This window comes from Pseudomonas sp. (genome assembly GCF_030683065.1).
Taxonomy (GTDB): Bacteria; Pseudomonadota; Gammaproteobacteria; order Pseudomonadales; family Pseudomonadaceae; genus Aquipseudomonas.
The window spans coordinates 1-15,216 of record NZ_JAUXMX010000018.1 but is presented as its reverse complement, the minus strand read 5'-3'; the positions used below and the strand labels follow the sequence as shown (position 1 = coordinate 15,216).

Sequence of the window (15,216 nt, the reverse complement as noted above, 5' to 3'; positions counted from 1 at the left end):
TTCCTCAGCGCCAGCAGCCAATTACCATTCACGGACAGTTACCCTGGGGGAGTGCGGGGCTGGGCTCCTCGACCTGCACGACCGATGCAGCTGGTGGGCTGTTAATCTACAGATTGGATCCGTGCCTCGCCTCAGGAGTAACCGATGAATATTGTTAATGCGCGTCTGCGTGGTCGCAGTGGTTTGTTTCGCATCGAGTTGGCGCAGGCGCGTATCGCCGGCATAGTCGCGCAGACTGAGGCGTTGCCCGCCGCGGCAGGTGACCTGGATGCCGCCGGCAATCTGCTGGTGCCGCCCTTTGTCGAGCCCCATATCCATCTGGACGCGGCCCTCACGGCCGGCGAGCCGCGCTGGAACCTCAGTGGCACTCTGTTCGAAGGGATTGAACTCTGGGCCGAGCGCAAGGCGCTGGTCACCCATGAAGACAGCAAGGTCCGTGCGCGCAAGGCCATCGACATGCTGGTCGAGCACGGTATCCAGCATGTGCGCAGCCATGTCGACGTAACCGATCCGAGCCTGGCCGCGCTCAAGGCGCTACTTGAGGTGCGCGAGGAAACCCGCCACCTGATCGACCTGCAGATTGTCGCCTTCCCCCAGGAAGGCATCGAGTCCTACGCCAATGGTCGCGCGCTGATGGAACAGGCGGTGGCGCTGGGCGCCGATGTGGTTGGCGGCATTCCGCATTTCGAGAACACCCGCGAACAAGGCGTCAGCTCGATCAGGTTTCTCATGGACCTGGCCGAGCGCAGCGGTTGTCTGGTGGATGTGCATTGCGACGAGACCGACGACCCGCACTCGCGCTTTCTCGAAGTGCTGGCCGAAGAAGCGCGCGTGCGCGGCATGGGCGCGCGGGTCACGGCCAGCCACACCACCGCCATGGGTTCCTACGACAACGCCTACTGCTCCAAGCTATTCCGCCTGCTCAAACAGTCGCAGATCAACTTCGTGTCCTGTCCGACCGAGAGCATCCATCTGCAGGGGCGCTTCGACAGCTATCCGAAACGCCGTGGGCTGACTCGTGTGGCTGAACTCGACCGCGCCGGGATAAATGTCTGCTTCGGCCAGGACTCCATCGTCGATCCCTGGTACCCGCTGGGCAACGGCAACATCCTGCGCATCCTTGAGGCCGGACTGCATATCTGCCACATGCTCGGTTTCGAGGATTTGCAGCGCTCGCTGGACCTGGTTACCGACAACAGCGCAAAAACCCTCAACCTTGGCGAGGGCTACGGCATCGAAGTGGGGCGCCCGGCCAACCTGCTGATCCTGTCTGCCGCCAGCGATTACGAAATGCTGCGCAGCCAGGGCCATGCCCTGGTATCGATCCGCGCCGGCAACGTATTGATGCGCCGCACACCGGCGCAGGTGGTGCGCGCCGCCACACCCTAAAAGAGTCCTGCAGTCCGTAGGATGGCGTTGAGCGAAGCGATACCCATCACAGCGATCTGCGGCAAACCAATAACCCCCGGCGGCTGGGCAACCGGTCGATGGGTATCGCTGCGCTCAAACCTGCGCGGTCCGCCACATCCTGCAACAGCACCGCAGCCCCGTAGGATGGCGTTGAGCGAAGCGATACCCATCACAGCGATCTGTGGCCAACGCATAAAATCCGGCGGTTGTGCAACTGAGGGGTGCTCCCTGGCGGGCGCTTCAGGCCGCTGCGAAACGCTCGTTCAGGTAGGCGATGATCGCTTTGGACTCGTACAGCCAGGTGCTCTGGCCGTTATTCTCGATGCGCAGGCACGGCACCTTGATCTTGCCGCCTTGCTCCAGCAGGGCTTGGCGATGCTGATCGTCGTTCTTGGCGTCGCGCAGGGCAACTGGCACGTTGAGTTTGTGCAGGGTGCGACGGGTTTTTACGCAAAATGGGCAGGCATGAAACTGGTACAGGGCCAGGCCTGCTGCTGCCTGCTCGACTGCCGCCTGGGCGGCAGGCTCGCGCTTGAGCTTGCGCGGGCGAGTGATAAAGTCGAGAAACACGATCAACTGGCCGAGACCGATTCTGAGTGCCTTGATAAGCATTGCGTGAAAACCCTGGGTAGAAAATGGCGGGCGCAAAGCTTACCCGAGTTTGCCGTCGCTGGCCTATGCGTTGGTCGCATGGCGACAGCTCTTGGGCCAAGCAGCGCCGACCTTAGGCATAATTGCGCACATGACCAACATGGCCGAGACACGCTGGCCATGTTCACCCATGAATCCGAGCACCTTATGAAACCCGAAGATCTACAGTTACTGGTGACCCGAGAAATGCCGTTCGGCAAATACAAGGGCCGCTTGATCGCCGACCTGCCGGGTCGCTACCTCAACTGGTTTGCCCGCGAAGGCTTCCCCAAAGGAGAAATCGGTAACCTGCTGCAGTTGATGCAGGAAATCGATCATAACGGCCTGTCGTCGCTGCTGGATCCCTTGCGCCAGAAACCGCGCTAGCGGGGCGGCCGGAGCGCACGACTCCCTGCATCACCCTGGCTGCTTTGCGTCGAAGCAACAACTGCAATGGCCAGCAGCGTCGGCCATTGCAGTCGACTTCAACGGCGGATTTTGGAGATTTTTGTTCCTTCGATACTGACCCCCGCCATCAACCCTTGCTGACCGAAGATAAATGCATAGGCGTCGTCCCGTAGCGTGGTTGAGGACAAGTTCTTCGCCACGCCTTCGTCGACCACGACGACGGTGGGCCCAGCACCGATTTCCCAGCCACTGGTGTCGTTCAACTGTGCGATGGCTTTATCGCTCATCAAAAACACTGCATAGCCGTAGGATTGAGCGCCAATCTGCAGCCCCCAGGAGCCGGCTACCGAGTTGTAATAGTCTTCAACTACTGTCCCCCTCATCAACACACCCTCGCCGTAGCTGCCGCCAAATACCAGGCCGGCCTTGACGATGTTCGGGAATACCAGCACTGCTTTGGCCGAACGCGAGAGTTCCTCGGCCAGTGGCTGGGTTTTATAGAGGCTCTGCAGCGCCTGCCGGGCGTCGGTGTTCAACTTCTCGGCGGTGGCGGCGCTGGCGTAATTCAGCAAGCTCGCCAAGACCAGCGCGAAGATTGCCAAGGTAATTGCTGAGAAACGCTTCTGTACGATGTTCATAGTTATGCTCCGACGGTAGCAATAAACAGAAGAGCGAAGCCGCTTGCGCAGGCTCGCACGTGCGTCGAGCAGCACGGCTGCGTCCTTGTAAGCCGCTCCTGCTTCAGTGTAGACAGCGACAAGCGTTGGCAACTGTGGCGGCGCGCCGTCTGCTGATCGCCTGACTGCCTGAGCCTCTTTCAACCAACTGCCGCCCACGTTCTGTCGATAGGCTCCTAAGCAACTATTCACTGATCTGCGTCAGCCCCTATTCCAGAGCTGTTGAGTAGCCTTGGCGCAGCGCTCGCATTGCAGTCGAGCGGCACGCTAGGGACTGAGGAAAATGAGTTATCTGGTTTGGCAGGACGATCTGAATACCGGCATTCAAGTCATCGACGACCAGCACAAGCGCATCGTCGACATGATCAATTCGCTGCACCAGGCTAAGGTGAGCGGAGGCAGTGGCGGTGAGGTAGGGGATGTGCTCAACGGCTTGGTGGATTACACCCTGTCGCACTTCGCTTTCGAGGAGTCGCTGCTGGAGGAGGCTGGCTACGAGTTCACGCGGCCACACAAGCGTGTGCATGAAATCTTCATTGCCCGGGTCAAGGACTTCAATCTGCGCTTTCAGGCTGGTGAGGACATCACCGATGAACTGCTTGGTCTGCTCTCGCGCTGGTTGTTCAACCATATCCGCAGCGACGACGCCGGCTACGTGCAGGCGGTCAAGGACAATATGAATAGCCTGGTCAGCAATAAGCAGGCAGGTGGCTGGTTTTCGCGCTCGATGAAGAAGTTCTTCGCCTGACCAGCGACGGCGACCGCTTCCAAACACCTGCTTCGGTGGTGGCCCCGGCCCAAGCGGGCAGGGACACCGCCGCTTAAATGGCTGTTCTGAGGGGTGTTCAGGACGCGCCAAGGCATAGCTGCAACAGCTAGAACGGATGCATTGCAGCCTTCGCGACAAAATTTTCACACTGTCTTTGGCAAACTCCCGGCCGTTGTCTCTGGACTGGCGGTGGAGTGGTGCCGATGCGATTACCTTTGTGCGGCAGGTGTGTGTGCGACAGGCGTTGGTTGCCGTACTGCCTGGCTCTCGCTGTCCCAGGCAGCCATTCTGCCCGCCAGGAACGTGCTGGCGGCGAGGGTGCTATGTCCCCGCAGAACAGCGCTGTCAGCCAGGGTATGGTCTTGCACGGCAGGCCCAAACCAGCCGGCCTGTGGCGCAGCACAGGCAGTGCCCATTCACCTCGGCGGCTGCTTGATCCTGGAGGCGATGTTGCGTTATTTGCGCGACACCATCCCCATCGCTCTGGCATCCAGTCGCTATTTACTGGCCAAACAAGGCCGCAGCGCATTATCCCGCTTAAGCAGCACCCCTTCGGAATCTGACCCTATGGCCTCCAAGCCTGCCCCGAGAACCCCGTCATGCCCATTGCCGCTGGTGGTCCCGAGCCTGAAGAGTCACTTGGCCTTCACTCTCTTGAGCGCGCTGGCGCTGCTGTTGATCTATACATTGCTGCGCGTCGCCTTGCTGGTCTATAACCGCGAACTGATTGGCGTCACACCGGTGGCTAGCTTCGCCGAGGCCTTCTTCAACGGCCTGCGTTTCGATTTGCGGGTGGTGGTGTATGCCTGCATTCCGTTGCTGCTGTCCTTGCTCAGCGTGCGCGCCATGGCCGCCCGTGGCTTGCAGCGCTTCTGGTTGAGCGGATTTGCCAGCATCACGCTGTTTCTCGGCCTGTCTGAGCTGGATTTCTACCGCGAATTTCATCAGCGACTTAATAGCCTGGTGTTCCAGTACTTTCAGGAAGATCCACAGACTGTTTTGAGCATGTTGTGGAACGGCTTCCCGGTCGGGCGCTACTTGCTGGCCTGGGCGGTTGCGACCTGGTTGCTGCACACGCTGTTCAAGGGCCTGGATCGGCTCAGTCGACCAGCACCTGCGGCCTCGTCACCAGCAGCTGACGCGCCGGCCTGGTATTGGCGCATCGCTACGTTCTGCGCCTGCCTGCTGGTGGCCGTGACTGCTGCCCGTGGCCACATTAGTCAGGGCCCGCCGCTGCGCTGGGGCGATGCGTATACCACCGAGTCGATGTTCGCCAATCAGTTGGGCTTGAATGGCACCCTGACCCTGGTGTCGGCGGCCCAAGCCAGTTTTTCTTCGCACCGCGACAACGCATGGCAATCGACCATGACCGACCAACAGGCCCTGGAGACCGTGCGCAAGCTGCTGCTGACGCCGCACGATCAGCTGGTCGATGCCGATACGGCGGCTATCCGGCGTGACTACACCCCGCCAGCCGCCGGTACGTTACCGATTCGTAACGTGGTGGTGATTCTGCTGGAAAGCTTTGCTGGCCACTATGTTGGCGCCCTGGGCTATCCGGGCAATATCACGCCGCACTTCGACAAACTGGCGCAAGAGGGCCTGCTGTTCGACCGCTTCTTCTCCAACGGCACCCATACCCACCAGGGCATGTTTGCCAGCATGGCCTGTTTCCCCAACCTGCCGAGTTTCGAGTACCTGATGCGCACCCCCGAAGGTGCGCACCAGTTTTCCGGCTTGCCGCAACTGCTCGGCGCCCGTGGTTACGACAACCTGTACGTGTATAACGGCAACTTCCAGTGGGACAACCAGTCAGGGTTTTTCAGCAACCAGGGCATGAGCAATTTTATTGGCCGTGAGGACTTCGTCGATCCGGTGTTCATGGACCCGACCTGGGGGGTGTCCGACCAGGATATGTTCGACCGTGGTGCCCTCGAGTTGGCCAACAACTTCGGTGCAAAACCGTTCTATGCCCTGCTGCAAACCTTGTCCAATCACACCCCTTATGCCTTGCCGAAGGAACTGCCGGTTGCACCGGTGACCGGTCACGGTTCGGCTGATCAACACCTGACTGCCATGCGTTATTCCGACTGGGCGCTCGGTCAGTTCTTCGACCAGGCGCGCAAGGCACCGTATTTCAAGGACACGTTGTTCGTGGTAGTTGGCGATCACGGCTTTGGCAGTACCGAGCAGCTGACCGAGATGGATCTGTTCCGTTTCAACGTGCCGCTGTTATTGATCGCCCCAGGTATCCAAGGCAAGTTCGGTGCCGTCAGCCACACGGTCGGCACCCAGGTCGATATCGTGCCGACCATCATGGGTCGTCTGGGGGGCGAGGTGCGTCACCAGTGCTGGGGCCGCGACCTGCTCAATTTGCCGCCAGGCGACCGGGGTATCGGGGTGATCAAGCCTTCGGGCGGCGACCAGACCGTGGCCATCGTTACCCCGGAGCGCATTCTGATTCAGCCCAAGGATTTTGCCCCGCGCCTGTATGACTATCGTTTGGGCGCCAAGCCGCAGGCCGAGCGCGTGGAGGGTGAAATCGATCCTCAACTGCAGAAAAACCTTGCGGCTTTCCTGCAGGCAGCCACCAACAGCTTGCTGGAGAACAGCGCCGGTGTGGTGGATGGCATACCGCAGCGGCAGTAAGGCGGCGGATACAGAAAGCACGCATGAGCTCGACGAGGCGTTGTAACCCATCTACGTTATCCTCGCAGTCGCTAGTAAGCCGCTGAGAAGCAGCGGCAGATCGAGGTTGTTGAACCATGTATTACGGGGAGAAATTCAACGCGTGGACCCATCTGGTCGGCGCAGTGCTGGCGTTTGCCGGGGCACTCTGGTTGCTGGTGCTGGCGAGTCTGCAGGGCGAGTTGATGAAGATCGTCAGTGTCGCTATCTACGGCGTCACCTTGCTGCTGCTCTACAGCGTCTCGACGATCTATCACAGTGTGCAGGGGCGGGCGAAGGTGATCATGCGCAAGATCGATCACCTGTCGATTTACCTGCTGATTGCCGGCAGCTACACGCCGTTTTGCCTGGTGACCCTGCGTGGCCCCTGGGGCTGGTCGCTGTTCGCGGTGGTCTGGGTGTTGGCGTTGATTGGCATGCTGCAGGAGATCAAACCACGCTCCGAAGCGCGGATTTTGTCGCTGGTGATCTATGCGCTGATGGGCTGGATTGTCCTGGTGGCGGTCAAGCCGCTACTCGCCGCCTTGGGCGTCGCGGGCTTCGCCTGGTTGGCGGCGGGCGGCATTTTCTACACGGTCGGGATCATTTTTTTTGTCTACGACCGCCGCTTCCGTCATTGGCACGGCATCTGGCACCTGTTTGTCATGGTCGGCAGCCTGCTGCACTTTGTCGCGATCCTGCTCTATGTCCTCTGATTCAGCGATGTTTGCCGACAGCCGCCGCTGTCGATGCCCCGTGAGCATCGAGGGCGGCTGCGGTGCAGGCATGCCCGTATCTGAGGAAAACGTCGATCAAGGTCGTCAGGCCTTGGCTGCAGGCTTGTCGAAGAGTGCCACGCCCTGATCCAGGCATTGATCAACCAACCATTTGCCGTGTGCGATAGAGGCTCGCTGAGCGCTTTCCAGTTCGACGAGAAAGGCTTGCTGGATGGGCAGCGGTAGCCGTCGAGTGGTTCGGCCGTCCGGGGTGGTGATATGGCAGCCGCCTGCCCAGGGTGTAGGAATACCGGGATGTTCCACGACATCGGCGGTGATGATGTGGTCGCGGTGGGTGCATTGCATCGTGGTCATGAGAGCAACCTCTATCTGTGGAGGCCTCTGGCAGATCTGCACGGCTAAAGTCGAATCGGTCAAAGGGCCATGTGGGCGCCATGGATATTCGGGTCGAATATCGGCGTAGCGCGTTCCGTGCTGTTTTTTCCTGTTTGCAAGGGTATAGCACATCGCGTTTCTTGCACGGCAAGCTTGGCGATTGACTCGCGAGGAGGGCGCGTCACTGCTGCCGTCACACCCAGCGACCTTGCTCTTCTGCAGCTGCGCCAGCCGGTTGTCGGATACGGTACTGCCCCGGCGTCACGCCTTTCCAGCGCCTGAAGGCATGGATGAAGTTGGAGGTTTCACCATAGCCCAGGCGTTCGGCGATTTCTTCCAGGGTCAGGCCGCCAATTGCCAGCAGTTCCTCGGCCAGAGCCAGGCGGACTTCCTCCTGCAGCAGGCGAAAGCGCGTGCCCTCGGCATCCAGACGCCGACGCAGGGTGCGCGAGGTCATGTGCAGTTCGTCGGCCAGCTGCTCCATGCCTGGCAGTTGCCCTGGACTGCTGAGCAGGCGATCGCGGATACGACCCGACAGGCCACCGCGCACCTGGCGTTTAGCCAGCAGAGCCTGGCACTGTTGTTCACAGCTGAGGGCGACATGCGGATTGGCACTAGGCAGTGCTTGGTCGAGCAGGCTTAGGGGGAATACGATACGGTTTTCTGCGGCGTTGAAGGTAGGCGTCAGGCCCAATACTTGCTGGTAGGTGGTGAGGTCGCTGGGCGCTGCTGTGCGAAAACTGGCGCGCAGCGGCGGCACGCGGAGACTGCTCAGGTCGCGCTGAAGGCTAAGAATGCCGGCACTGTCGCGCTCGACGATAAACGTACGCAAGTCCTCCGCTATGTCGCGCTCGTCGAGTATCAAGTGGGCTTCGTCGCCGATTTCCTCGAGACGTACCGCGTGAAAGGCATAGGTCAGGTCTAGGTAGCGCAGCCCGAGTTGGGCCGCACTGCGAAAGGTCGGACTGCTGAGCAGGGCGAAGCCCCAGATGCCATAGGTATTGAGGTGGTAACGCATGCCCGCCTTGAGGCCGATGCCCGGCAGGTGGCCGAGGTTCTGCACCAGGTTACGTATCAGCCGGAGTTCCTGCTCGGCAGCGATCTCTGCGCCCGGGTCACCGAGCAACGACAAATCAAGATCGGTACCTTGCAGGCAGCGCGTCAGGGACAAACCCTGGTCGAGGCCGAACTGGGTCAGCAATTGCGCGCTTATGGCGCTGCGCCTGGCTGGCCAACCTGGGCTAAGGTTATGGTTCATCTTGTCCGAATCTCACAATTTATGGCCGACTATGCCATAACACCGGAACCCGTGGCGCAGTAGGATTTGTTCTGCGCAGTCCATTGCGTCACACCCGAAGCACACGCTTGGGCTGGTTACTCACACGGATACGACAATGACCACGAGTTCTTCGCAGCAGGTGCCTTTACGCGTGCTGATCATCGGCACCGGATTTGCCGGTCTGGGCCTGGCCATCCAGTTGCAAAAAGCCGGTGTCGACGACGTTCTGTTGCTTGAGAAAGCCGCTGATATCGGCGGCACCTGGCGCGACAACAGCTACCCCGGTGCTGCCTGCGATGTACCCTCGCACCTCTATTCGTTTTCCTTCGAGCTGAAAACTGACTGGACGCGCAAGTTCGCACCCCAGGCGGAAATCCACAGCTACCTGCTGCATTGCGTGGACAAGTACCAACTACGCCCACGCATTCGCCTGAACAGTGAAGTTCGCACTGCCGTTTTCGATGAGCCCGCCGGTCTCTGGCGCGTTACGCTGGTCACCGGTGAGGTGTTCAGTGCCCAGGTGCTGGTCAGCGCCTGCGGCCAGCTCAACCAGCCCGCCTACCCGCAGATCCCCGGAATCGAGCGCTTTGCCGGCGAAGCCTTCCACTCGGCGCGCTGGCGTCATGACCTGGACTTGACCGGCAAACGAGTGGCCGTTATCGGTACTGGCGCCTCGGCGATTCAGTTCGTGCCGCAGATTCAGCCCAGGGTCGCGCAGTTGCAGTTGTTCCAGCGTTCGGCGGCCTATGTGCTGGCCAAGCCGGATCGCGCCTACCGTACTTGGGAGCTGGCGCTGATGCGCCGATTGCCTTGGCTGCAACGGGTCGATCGCGGCCTGAAATACATCCAGCATGAAGCGCGGGCATTGGCCTTTATCAGCTTTCCCGGTTTGATGAAGGCGTTCAAATTCAGCTTCACCCGCTATTTGAACCGCAGCGTGGCCGATCCGGTTTTGCGTGCCAGTTTGCAGCCGGACTACCCGATGGGCTGCAAGCGCATCCTCATCAGCAACGACTATTACCCTGCGCTGACGCAAGCCAATGTGCATGTGGTGAGCGAGGCTATTCGCGAGATTGGCCCACATGCCATCGTCACCGCCGATGGCCGTGAGCACCCATGCGATGTGCTGATCTATGGCACCGGCTTTGCCGCCAGCGATTTTCTCGCGCCGATGCAGATTCACGGCCTGGGTGGCCTGGAACTAAATCAGGCGTGGCAGCAGGGGGCCGAGGCCTATAAAGGCATCAGCGTCAGTGGTTTTCCCAATCTGTTCATCCTTTACGGGCCGAACACCAATCTGGGGCATAACTCGATCATCTATATGCTCGAAAGTCAGTACAGCTATGTACTTGGCTGCGTCCGCGCCCTGCGTGAGCAAGGCCTGCGCTACATGGACGTCAAACCCGCAGTACAGCAGCGTTATAATCAGAACATCCAGGCCAGTATTCACCGCACGATCTGGGCGCAGGGGTGCAACAGCTGGTACATGAGCGCCAGCGGTAAACACACCAATAATTGGCCTGGTTATACCTTCAGCTACCGTTATCTAACCCGCACCCCGGAGTTGACCGATTATGCATGCAGCCGCTGAGTACATCGCGCCAGCCGCTGACCAGGCAGTTTTGCGCCGCCTGCTGCGTGGCGCGCTGCGGGTTGTGTTCCGTGGCCTGGTGCGCCCACCAATGCCGATTGCCGGACAGCGAGCACTGTTCAACCTGCTGACGGCTATAAGCCCGGCGCAGCCTGGGGTCAAACGCAGCGTTGCAACCCTGGGCGGTCGGCCTTGCGAGTGGCATCGCCCGGAGCAGGCCAATGGCTGCGTGTTGTTGTACCTGCATGGCGGCGCCTACCTGATCGGTGGGCCGCATACCCACAGAGCGATTTGCGCCAGCCTGGCCAAGCGCGGGCAGATCGAGGTATGCGCCCTGGATTACCGCCTGGCCCCGGAATTTCCGTATCCGGCGGCGCGCGATGATGCGCTGGCGGCCTATCAGGCACTGCTTGCGGCGGGATATAGCGCCGCACAGATCGTCATCGGCGGCGATTCTGCTGGGGGTAACCTGAGTCTGATTACCAGCCTGCGGCTGCGCGATCTGGGGCAGGCGCAGCCGGCAGCATTGGTGTGTTTTTCACCGGTCACCGACTATACCGGCCAGCAGTTGCACAGCCCTGCAGCGGGGGATCCGTTGCTCAATCCCAAGTGGATCGAGCAGGCTATCGGCCTGTATTGCCCCGCGCATATCCCGCGCAGCGATCCGGGTTTGTCACCGCTGTTTGCTGACCTGACCGGCTTGGCTCCGCTGCTGATCCAGGTCGGTGAGGACGAATTGTTGCTCAATGACAGCCTGCGCTTTGCCGAGCGGGCCAAGGCAGCGGGGGTGAGCGTGCACTTGGAGCGTTACCCGGGCCTGTGGCATGTCTTTCAGGCCCACACTGGCCTGCTCAACGCGGCGGATTATGCGCTCGATCGGGTGGTGCTCTTCCTGCGTGGGCGAGGTTGCTGAATGAACAACATCCTGATTACCGGCGCCGCTTCTGGCATCGGTGCGGCCAGTGCCCGGTTGTTTCACTCGCGCGGCTGGCAGGTCGGTTTGCTCGATATTGAGCACCGCGCCCTGGCAGAGCTGGCAGCGGAGCTGGGCGGGGTCTGGCATGCCGAGTTGGACGTGACCGATTGCGCAGCGGTGCAGGTAGCGCTGGCAGATTTCTGTGCGCTGCATGATGGTCAGCTGCGCTTGTTGTTCAACTGTGCTGGAGTCTTGCGTTGCGGGCATTTCGAGGCGATTGAGTTGGCCGAACATGTGCGGATTCTGCAGATCAATGTGCTTGGCCTGCTGAACATGACCCATGCAGCCTTTGCCTATCTGCAGGTCACCGAGCATGCCCAGGTGATCAACATGGGCTCGGCTTCCGGTGTATATGGTGTGCCGCATCTGGCCAGCTACTCAGCTTCCAAGTTCGCCGTGCGCGGGTTGACCGAGGCCCTCGACCTGGAGTGGGCCAGGCACGGCATCCGCGTCGGCGACCTGATGCCGCCCTTCGTCAACACGCCCATGTTGACCAGCCAGCGTTTTGCCGCGCCGGTACTCAAGCGTCTGGGCGTCAAGCTCAAAGCCGAAGACATCGCCGAGGCGGCCTGGCAGCAAGCCCATTGCGCAGCAGTGCATCGGCCGGTGAGCCTGCAGTTCAAGCTGATGTACTGGGCCGGGCAGCTCGCCCCAGCCTGGCTCAGCCGGCGCATGATGCGCTGGCTGAGTCGCGAATAGCCGGCGGTTGAGCGCCCTGCGTTGCCGCAGGTGTATGCAGTAGGTGCTAGCGGTCGCCGGTTTATTCACAAGTTGTCTTGTGGTGCTGCAAATCTTGCTGCTTCGCGCTACTCTGCAGATGACGGTCTCGCGCTGTAAGTTCTGAATGGCGCATCGTCCCAGCCCTGTCTTCAGGTCTGGCTTATGACACGTCAAGCAGCTCCTTGCTTGAATCTCGGGCGGCATGGCTACAGGTGCCGCAACACCGTCGCTGTTATGGCGGTTGCAATGGGAACGTAGTTAGTCCTTCCATCGCTGAGGAGATCACTTCATGAGCACAGCCTTGCACGATGATGTCAGTAACGGAGTTTTGCGGCGGATGAAGGAAGGTGGGTTCGATTTCACCAGCTTTCATCCCATCGAGTTTTACGCCATTTTCCCGGATGAGGAGCGGGCACGCATGGCGACCAGAAACTTTCGGGGTGAGTCCTTGCATGCCTTGGTCACTGAGCGTGATGACGGCGCCTGGCACCTGCAAGTGAGCAAAGTGATGTATGCGACCTATAACGGCATTGGCGACTTCGAGCATGACCTCGAGTCTGTAGTGGGTCCGCTTGGCGGCAAACTGGACGGTTGGGGCGTGACGCAGGAGGTCAAAGGCCTGCAGCCTTGATAGTCATGCACGTTTGGTAATGAGCATCGATCGGTCCCCGGCTGGTCGATGCGCCATCGTATCTCTCGCTCGACTCGAGCATCCGCATTGCTGCAGACTTGGCCGCGGAGGCTGTTGATGAGCGATATCCTGATTTTGACCCACATTGATTATTGCCCGCCGGGTCATTTGGCCAAGGTGCTGGATGAGGCGTGCCTGGATTTTCATACGCTGCGGGTCGATCTTGGCGAGCTGGATGGTGTTGACCTGGACCGTCCCAAGGCCGTGGCAATCATGGGCGGCCCCATGAGCATCAACGATCCCTTGCCCTGGCTGGCGACTGAAGTAGCGGCGCTGCAACATTTCATTCGGCGCGATATCCCGTTGATTGGCCACTGCCTGGGCGGTCAGTTACTGGCCAAGGCGTTGGGCGCTGAAATCAGCCGCATGCCCTACACCGAGAGCGGTTGGCAGATGCTCGAGCAGACGAGCGGGGCGACGTCGAGCCCCTGGTTAGCCCACCTACCACAGCAGTTTCCTGTGTTTCAGTGGCACGGCGACACCTTCGCGCTGCCCCATGGCGCGCAGCCATTGCTGAGTAGCCCCTGGTGCGACAATCAGGCCTTCAGTTGGGGAGAAAAGATCCTCGCCCTGCAAGGTCACCCGGAAATGACTGAGGCGCTGGTGCGGCAATGGCTCGGCGATTGGTTGCATCTGCTCGATGAACGTCAGGCCAGCCAGCAGAGTCAGGCGCAGATGCTTGATGACTTGCCAGGCAAAATAGCTGCTCTCAATCAGGTGGCTGAAGGCTTCTACCGGCATTGGCTGAAGCTGATCTGATCAGCTGAGGCGCTGAGCGGAAATTGCCCTGCAGCGACCGCTGCCCGACATTGCGTTAGGCCAGCGCGCGCTCGTAATGACGCTCGATTTCTCACCTGCTTTGCGCTGCCGCATAGCAGGGCGTGACGCATGATTGAGGACTTTGCAACGCCCCGGATTGGTGCGTGGGGAGTTGGTTTATTTTTCAACCCCATGATTATTAGTGGATTAAGCCCGATGGCTCGGGCTTTGCAGTGCTCCAGTATGTCCGGGTGACAAGGAGCACGGCATGGCTAGCACCTTTTATGACGAGATGTACCAGGCGAATGGCGAATGCCGTGCGCATTACCAGGCGTTTGCCCGTTGGTTGGCGGATACGCCCAAGGAGTTGCTGGCCCAGCGCCGCCGTGAGGCAGATCTGTTGTTTCACCGCGCTGGCATCACCTTCACCCTGTATGGCGATGAGCAGGGAACCGAGCGGCTGATCCCCTTCGACACCATCCCGCGCAGCATTCCCGCCAGTGAATGGCGGATGGTCGAGCGCGGCTGCATCCAGCGGGTGCAGGCGCTGAACATGTTTCTCGCTGACATCTACCACGATCAGCGCATCATCAAAGCGGGGATCATTCCTGCCGAACAGGTGCTGGCCAATGAGGGCTATCAGATCGCCATGCAGGGTTTGAATCTGCACCGTGATCTGTATGCGCATATCGCCGGGGTCGATCTGGTGCGCGATGGCGATGGCAGCTATTACGTGCTGGAAGACAACCTGCGCACCCCGAGCGGCGTCAGCTACATGCTCGAAGACCGCAAGATGATGATGCGCCTGTTCCCCGAGCTGTTCGCCGCGCAGCGCATCGCCCCCATCAACCATTACCCGAACCTGCTGCTTGAGACCCTGAAGACCTCCAGCCCGTTGGATAACCCCAACGTGGTGGTGCTGACGCCGGGACGTTTCAATAGCGCCTATTTCGAGCACGCCTTCCTGTCGCGCGAGATGGGCGTTGAGCTGGTCGAGGGCGCGGACCTGTTCGTGCGTGACGACAAGGTCTACATGCGCACCACCGCCGGGGCCAAGCAGGTGGATGTGATCTACCGGCGCCTGGATGACGACTTCCTCGACCCCCTGGCCTTCAATCCCGATTCCATGCTCGGCGTACCCGGGCTGCTGTCAGCCTACCGCTCGGGCAATGTGGTGCTGGCCAACGCCATCGGCACCGGGGTAGCGGACGACAAGTCGACCTACCCCTACGTCACCGAGATGATCCGTTTTTACCTGGACGAGGAGCCGATCCTCAAGAACGTGCCGACCTGGCAGTGCAGCCGGCCGGCTGATCTGTCCCACGTGCTGGCCAACCTCGGCGAGCTGGTGGTCAAGGAAACCCAGGGCTCCGGCGGCTACGGCATGCTGGTTGGCCCGGCCGCGAGCAAGGCCGAGATCGAAGACTTTCGCGCCCGCCTGCTGGCCAGGCCGCAAGCCTATATCGCCCAGCCGACCCTGTGCCTGTCGACCTGCCCGACCTTTGTCGAGAATGGCATTGCGCCGCG

General features: G+C 60.5%; 15 protein-coding genes. 11 read left to right on the top strand and 4 right to left on the bottom strand.

Annotated elements, in window-relative coordinates; genetic code table 11:
* The first annotated feature begins 144 nt into the window (after window positions 1-144).
* Window positions 145-1,389, top strand: coding sequence for a cytosine deaminase (gene codA / locus Q8K09_RS04185; RefSeq protein WP_305253727.1), 1,245 nt, complete (start codon window positions 145-147; stop codon window positions 1,387-1,389).
* Window positions 1,390-1,650: 261 nt separating this feature from the next.
* Here the strand turns inward: codA and Q8K09_RS04180 are convergent, their stop codons facing one another.
* Window positions 1,651-2,022, bottom strand: coding sequence for a glutathione S-transferase N-terminal domain-containing protein (locus Q8K09_RS04180; protein ID WP_305253726.1), 372 nt, complete (start codon window positions 2,020-2,022; stop codon window positions 1,651-1,653).
* A gap of 186 nt (window positions 2,023-2,208) precedes the next feature.
* Here Q8K09_RS04180 and Q8K09_RS04175 point away from each other — a divergent pair, with 186 nt between their 5' ends.
* Window positions 2,209-2,427 carry a DUF3820 family protein gene (locus Q8K09_RS04175; protein ID WP_305253725.1) on the top strand — a complete coding sequence of 73 codons (219 nt, stop codon included), beginning with the start codon at window positions 2,209-2,211 and terminating at the stop codon, window positions 2,425-2,427.
* 98 nt (window positions 2,428-2,525) lie between these two features.
* On the opposite strand, the gene Q8K09_RS04170 is transcribed toward Q8K09_RS04175, so the two are convergent.
* Window positions 2,526-3,086 (bottom strand): lipid-binding SYLF domain-containing protein, encoded by a 561-nt coding sequence (locus tag Q8K09_RS04170; RefSeq protein WP_305253724.1) that lies wholly within the window; start codon window positions 3,084-3,086, stop codon window positions 2,526-2,528.
* 322 nt (window positions 3,087-3,408) lie between these two features.
* On the opposite strand from Q8K09_RS04170, the gene Q8K09_RS04165 reads away from it, so the two are divergent.
* From Q8K09_RS04165 to Q8K09_RS04155, 3 genes are all read left to right on the top strand, one after another.
* Entirely contained in the window at window positions 3,409-3,873 is a 465-nt protein-coding gene (locus tag Q8K09_RS04165; protein WP_305253723.1) for a bacteriohemerythrin, read from the top strand.
* A 588-nt stretch (window positions 3,874-4,461) separates the two neighbouring features.
* On the top strand, window positions 4,462-6,543 hold the full coding sequence (locus tag Q8K09_RS04160) for an LTA synthase family protein (protein ID WP_305253722.1): 2,082 nt from the start codon (window positions 4,462-4,464) through the stop codon (window positions 6,541-6,543).
* A 116-nt stretch (window positions 6,544-6,659) separates the two neighbouring features.
* Window positions 6,660-7,277 (top strand): hemolysin III family protein, encoded by a 618-nt coding sequence (locus Q8K09_RS04155; protein ID WP_305253721.1) that lies wholly within the window; start codon window positions 6,660-6,662, stop codon window positions 7,275-7,277.
* 105 nt (window positions 7,278-7,382) lie between these two features.
* Here the strand turns inward: Q8K09_RS04155 and Q8K09_RS04150 are convergent, their stop codons facing one another.
* Both Q8K09_RS04150 and Q8K09_RS04145 read right to left on the bottom strand, forming a co-directional pair.
* On the bottom strand, window positions 7,383-7,652 hold the full coding sequence (locus Q8K09_RS04150; RefSeq protein WP_305253720.1) for a hypothetical protein: 270 nt from the start codon (window positions 7,650-7,652) through the stop codon (window positions 7,383-7,385).
* Window positions 7,653-7,866: 214 nt separating this feature from the next.
* Entirely contained in the window at window positions 7,867-8,931 is a 1,065-nt protein-coding gene (locus tag Q8K09_RS04145) for an AraC family transcriptional regulator (RefSeq protein ID WP_305253719.1), read from the bottom strand.
* 136 nt (window positions 8,932-9,067) lie between these two features.
* Between Q8K09_RS04145 and Q8K09_RS04140 the strand changes: the two genes are divergently transcribed.
* The 6 genes from Q8K09_RS04140 to Q8K09_RS04115 form a co-directional block, all read left to right on the top strand.
* A complete protein-coding gene (locus Q8K09_RS04140) occupies window positions 9,068-10,543 on the top strand; it encodes an NAD(P)/FAD-dependent oxidoreductase (RefSeq protein WP_305253718.1) in 1,476 nt (491 codons plus the stop codon).
* The gene (locus tag Q8K09_RS04135) at window positions 10,527-11,456 is read left to right on the top strand and encodes an alpha/beta hydrolase (RefSeq protein ID WP_305253717.1); all 930 of its coding nucleotides are present in this window, start codon (window positions 10,527-10,529) and stop codon (window positions 11,454-11,456) included. Before Q8K09_RS04140 ends, Q8K09_RS04135 begins: the two co-directional genes overlap by 17 nt.
* A complete protein-coding gene (locus tag Q8K09_RS04130) occupies window positions 11,457-12,218 on the top strand; it encodes an SDR family oxidoreductase (RefSeq protein ID WP_305253716.1) in 762 nt (253 codons plus the stop codon). It begins immediately after the preceding gene.
* 310 nt (window positions 12,219-12,528) lie between these two features.
* A complete protein-coding gene (locus Q8K09_RS04125) occupies window positions 12,529-12,870 on the top strand; it encodes a ribonuclease E inhibitor RraB (RefSeq protein WP_305253715.1) in 342 nt (113 codons plus the stop codon).
* Between the two features lie 117 nt (window positions 12,871-12,987).
* Window positions 12,988-13,689, top strand: coding sequence for a type 1 glutamine amidotransferase (locus Q8K09_RS04120; protein WP_305253714.1), 702 nt, complete (start codon window positions 12,988-12,990; stop codon window positions 13,687-13,689).
* A gap of 268 nt (window positions 13,690-13,957) precedes the next feature.
* On the top strand, window positions 13,958-15,216 hold a 1,259-nt coding region (locus Q8K09_RS04115; RefSeq protein ID WP_305253713.1), incomplete at its 3' end, for a circularly permuted type 2 ATP-grasp protein.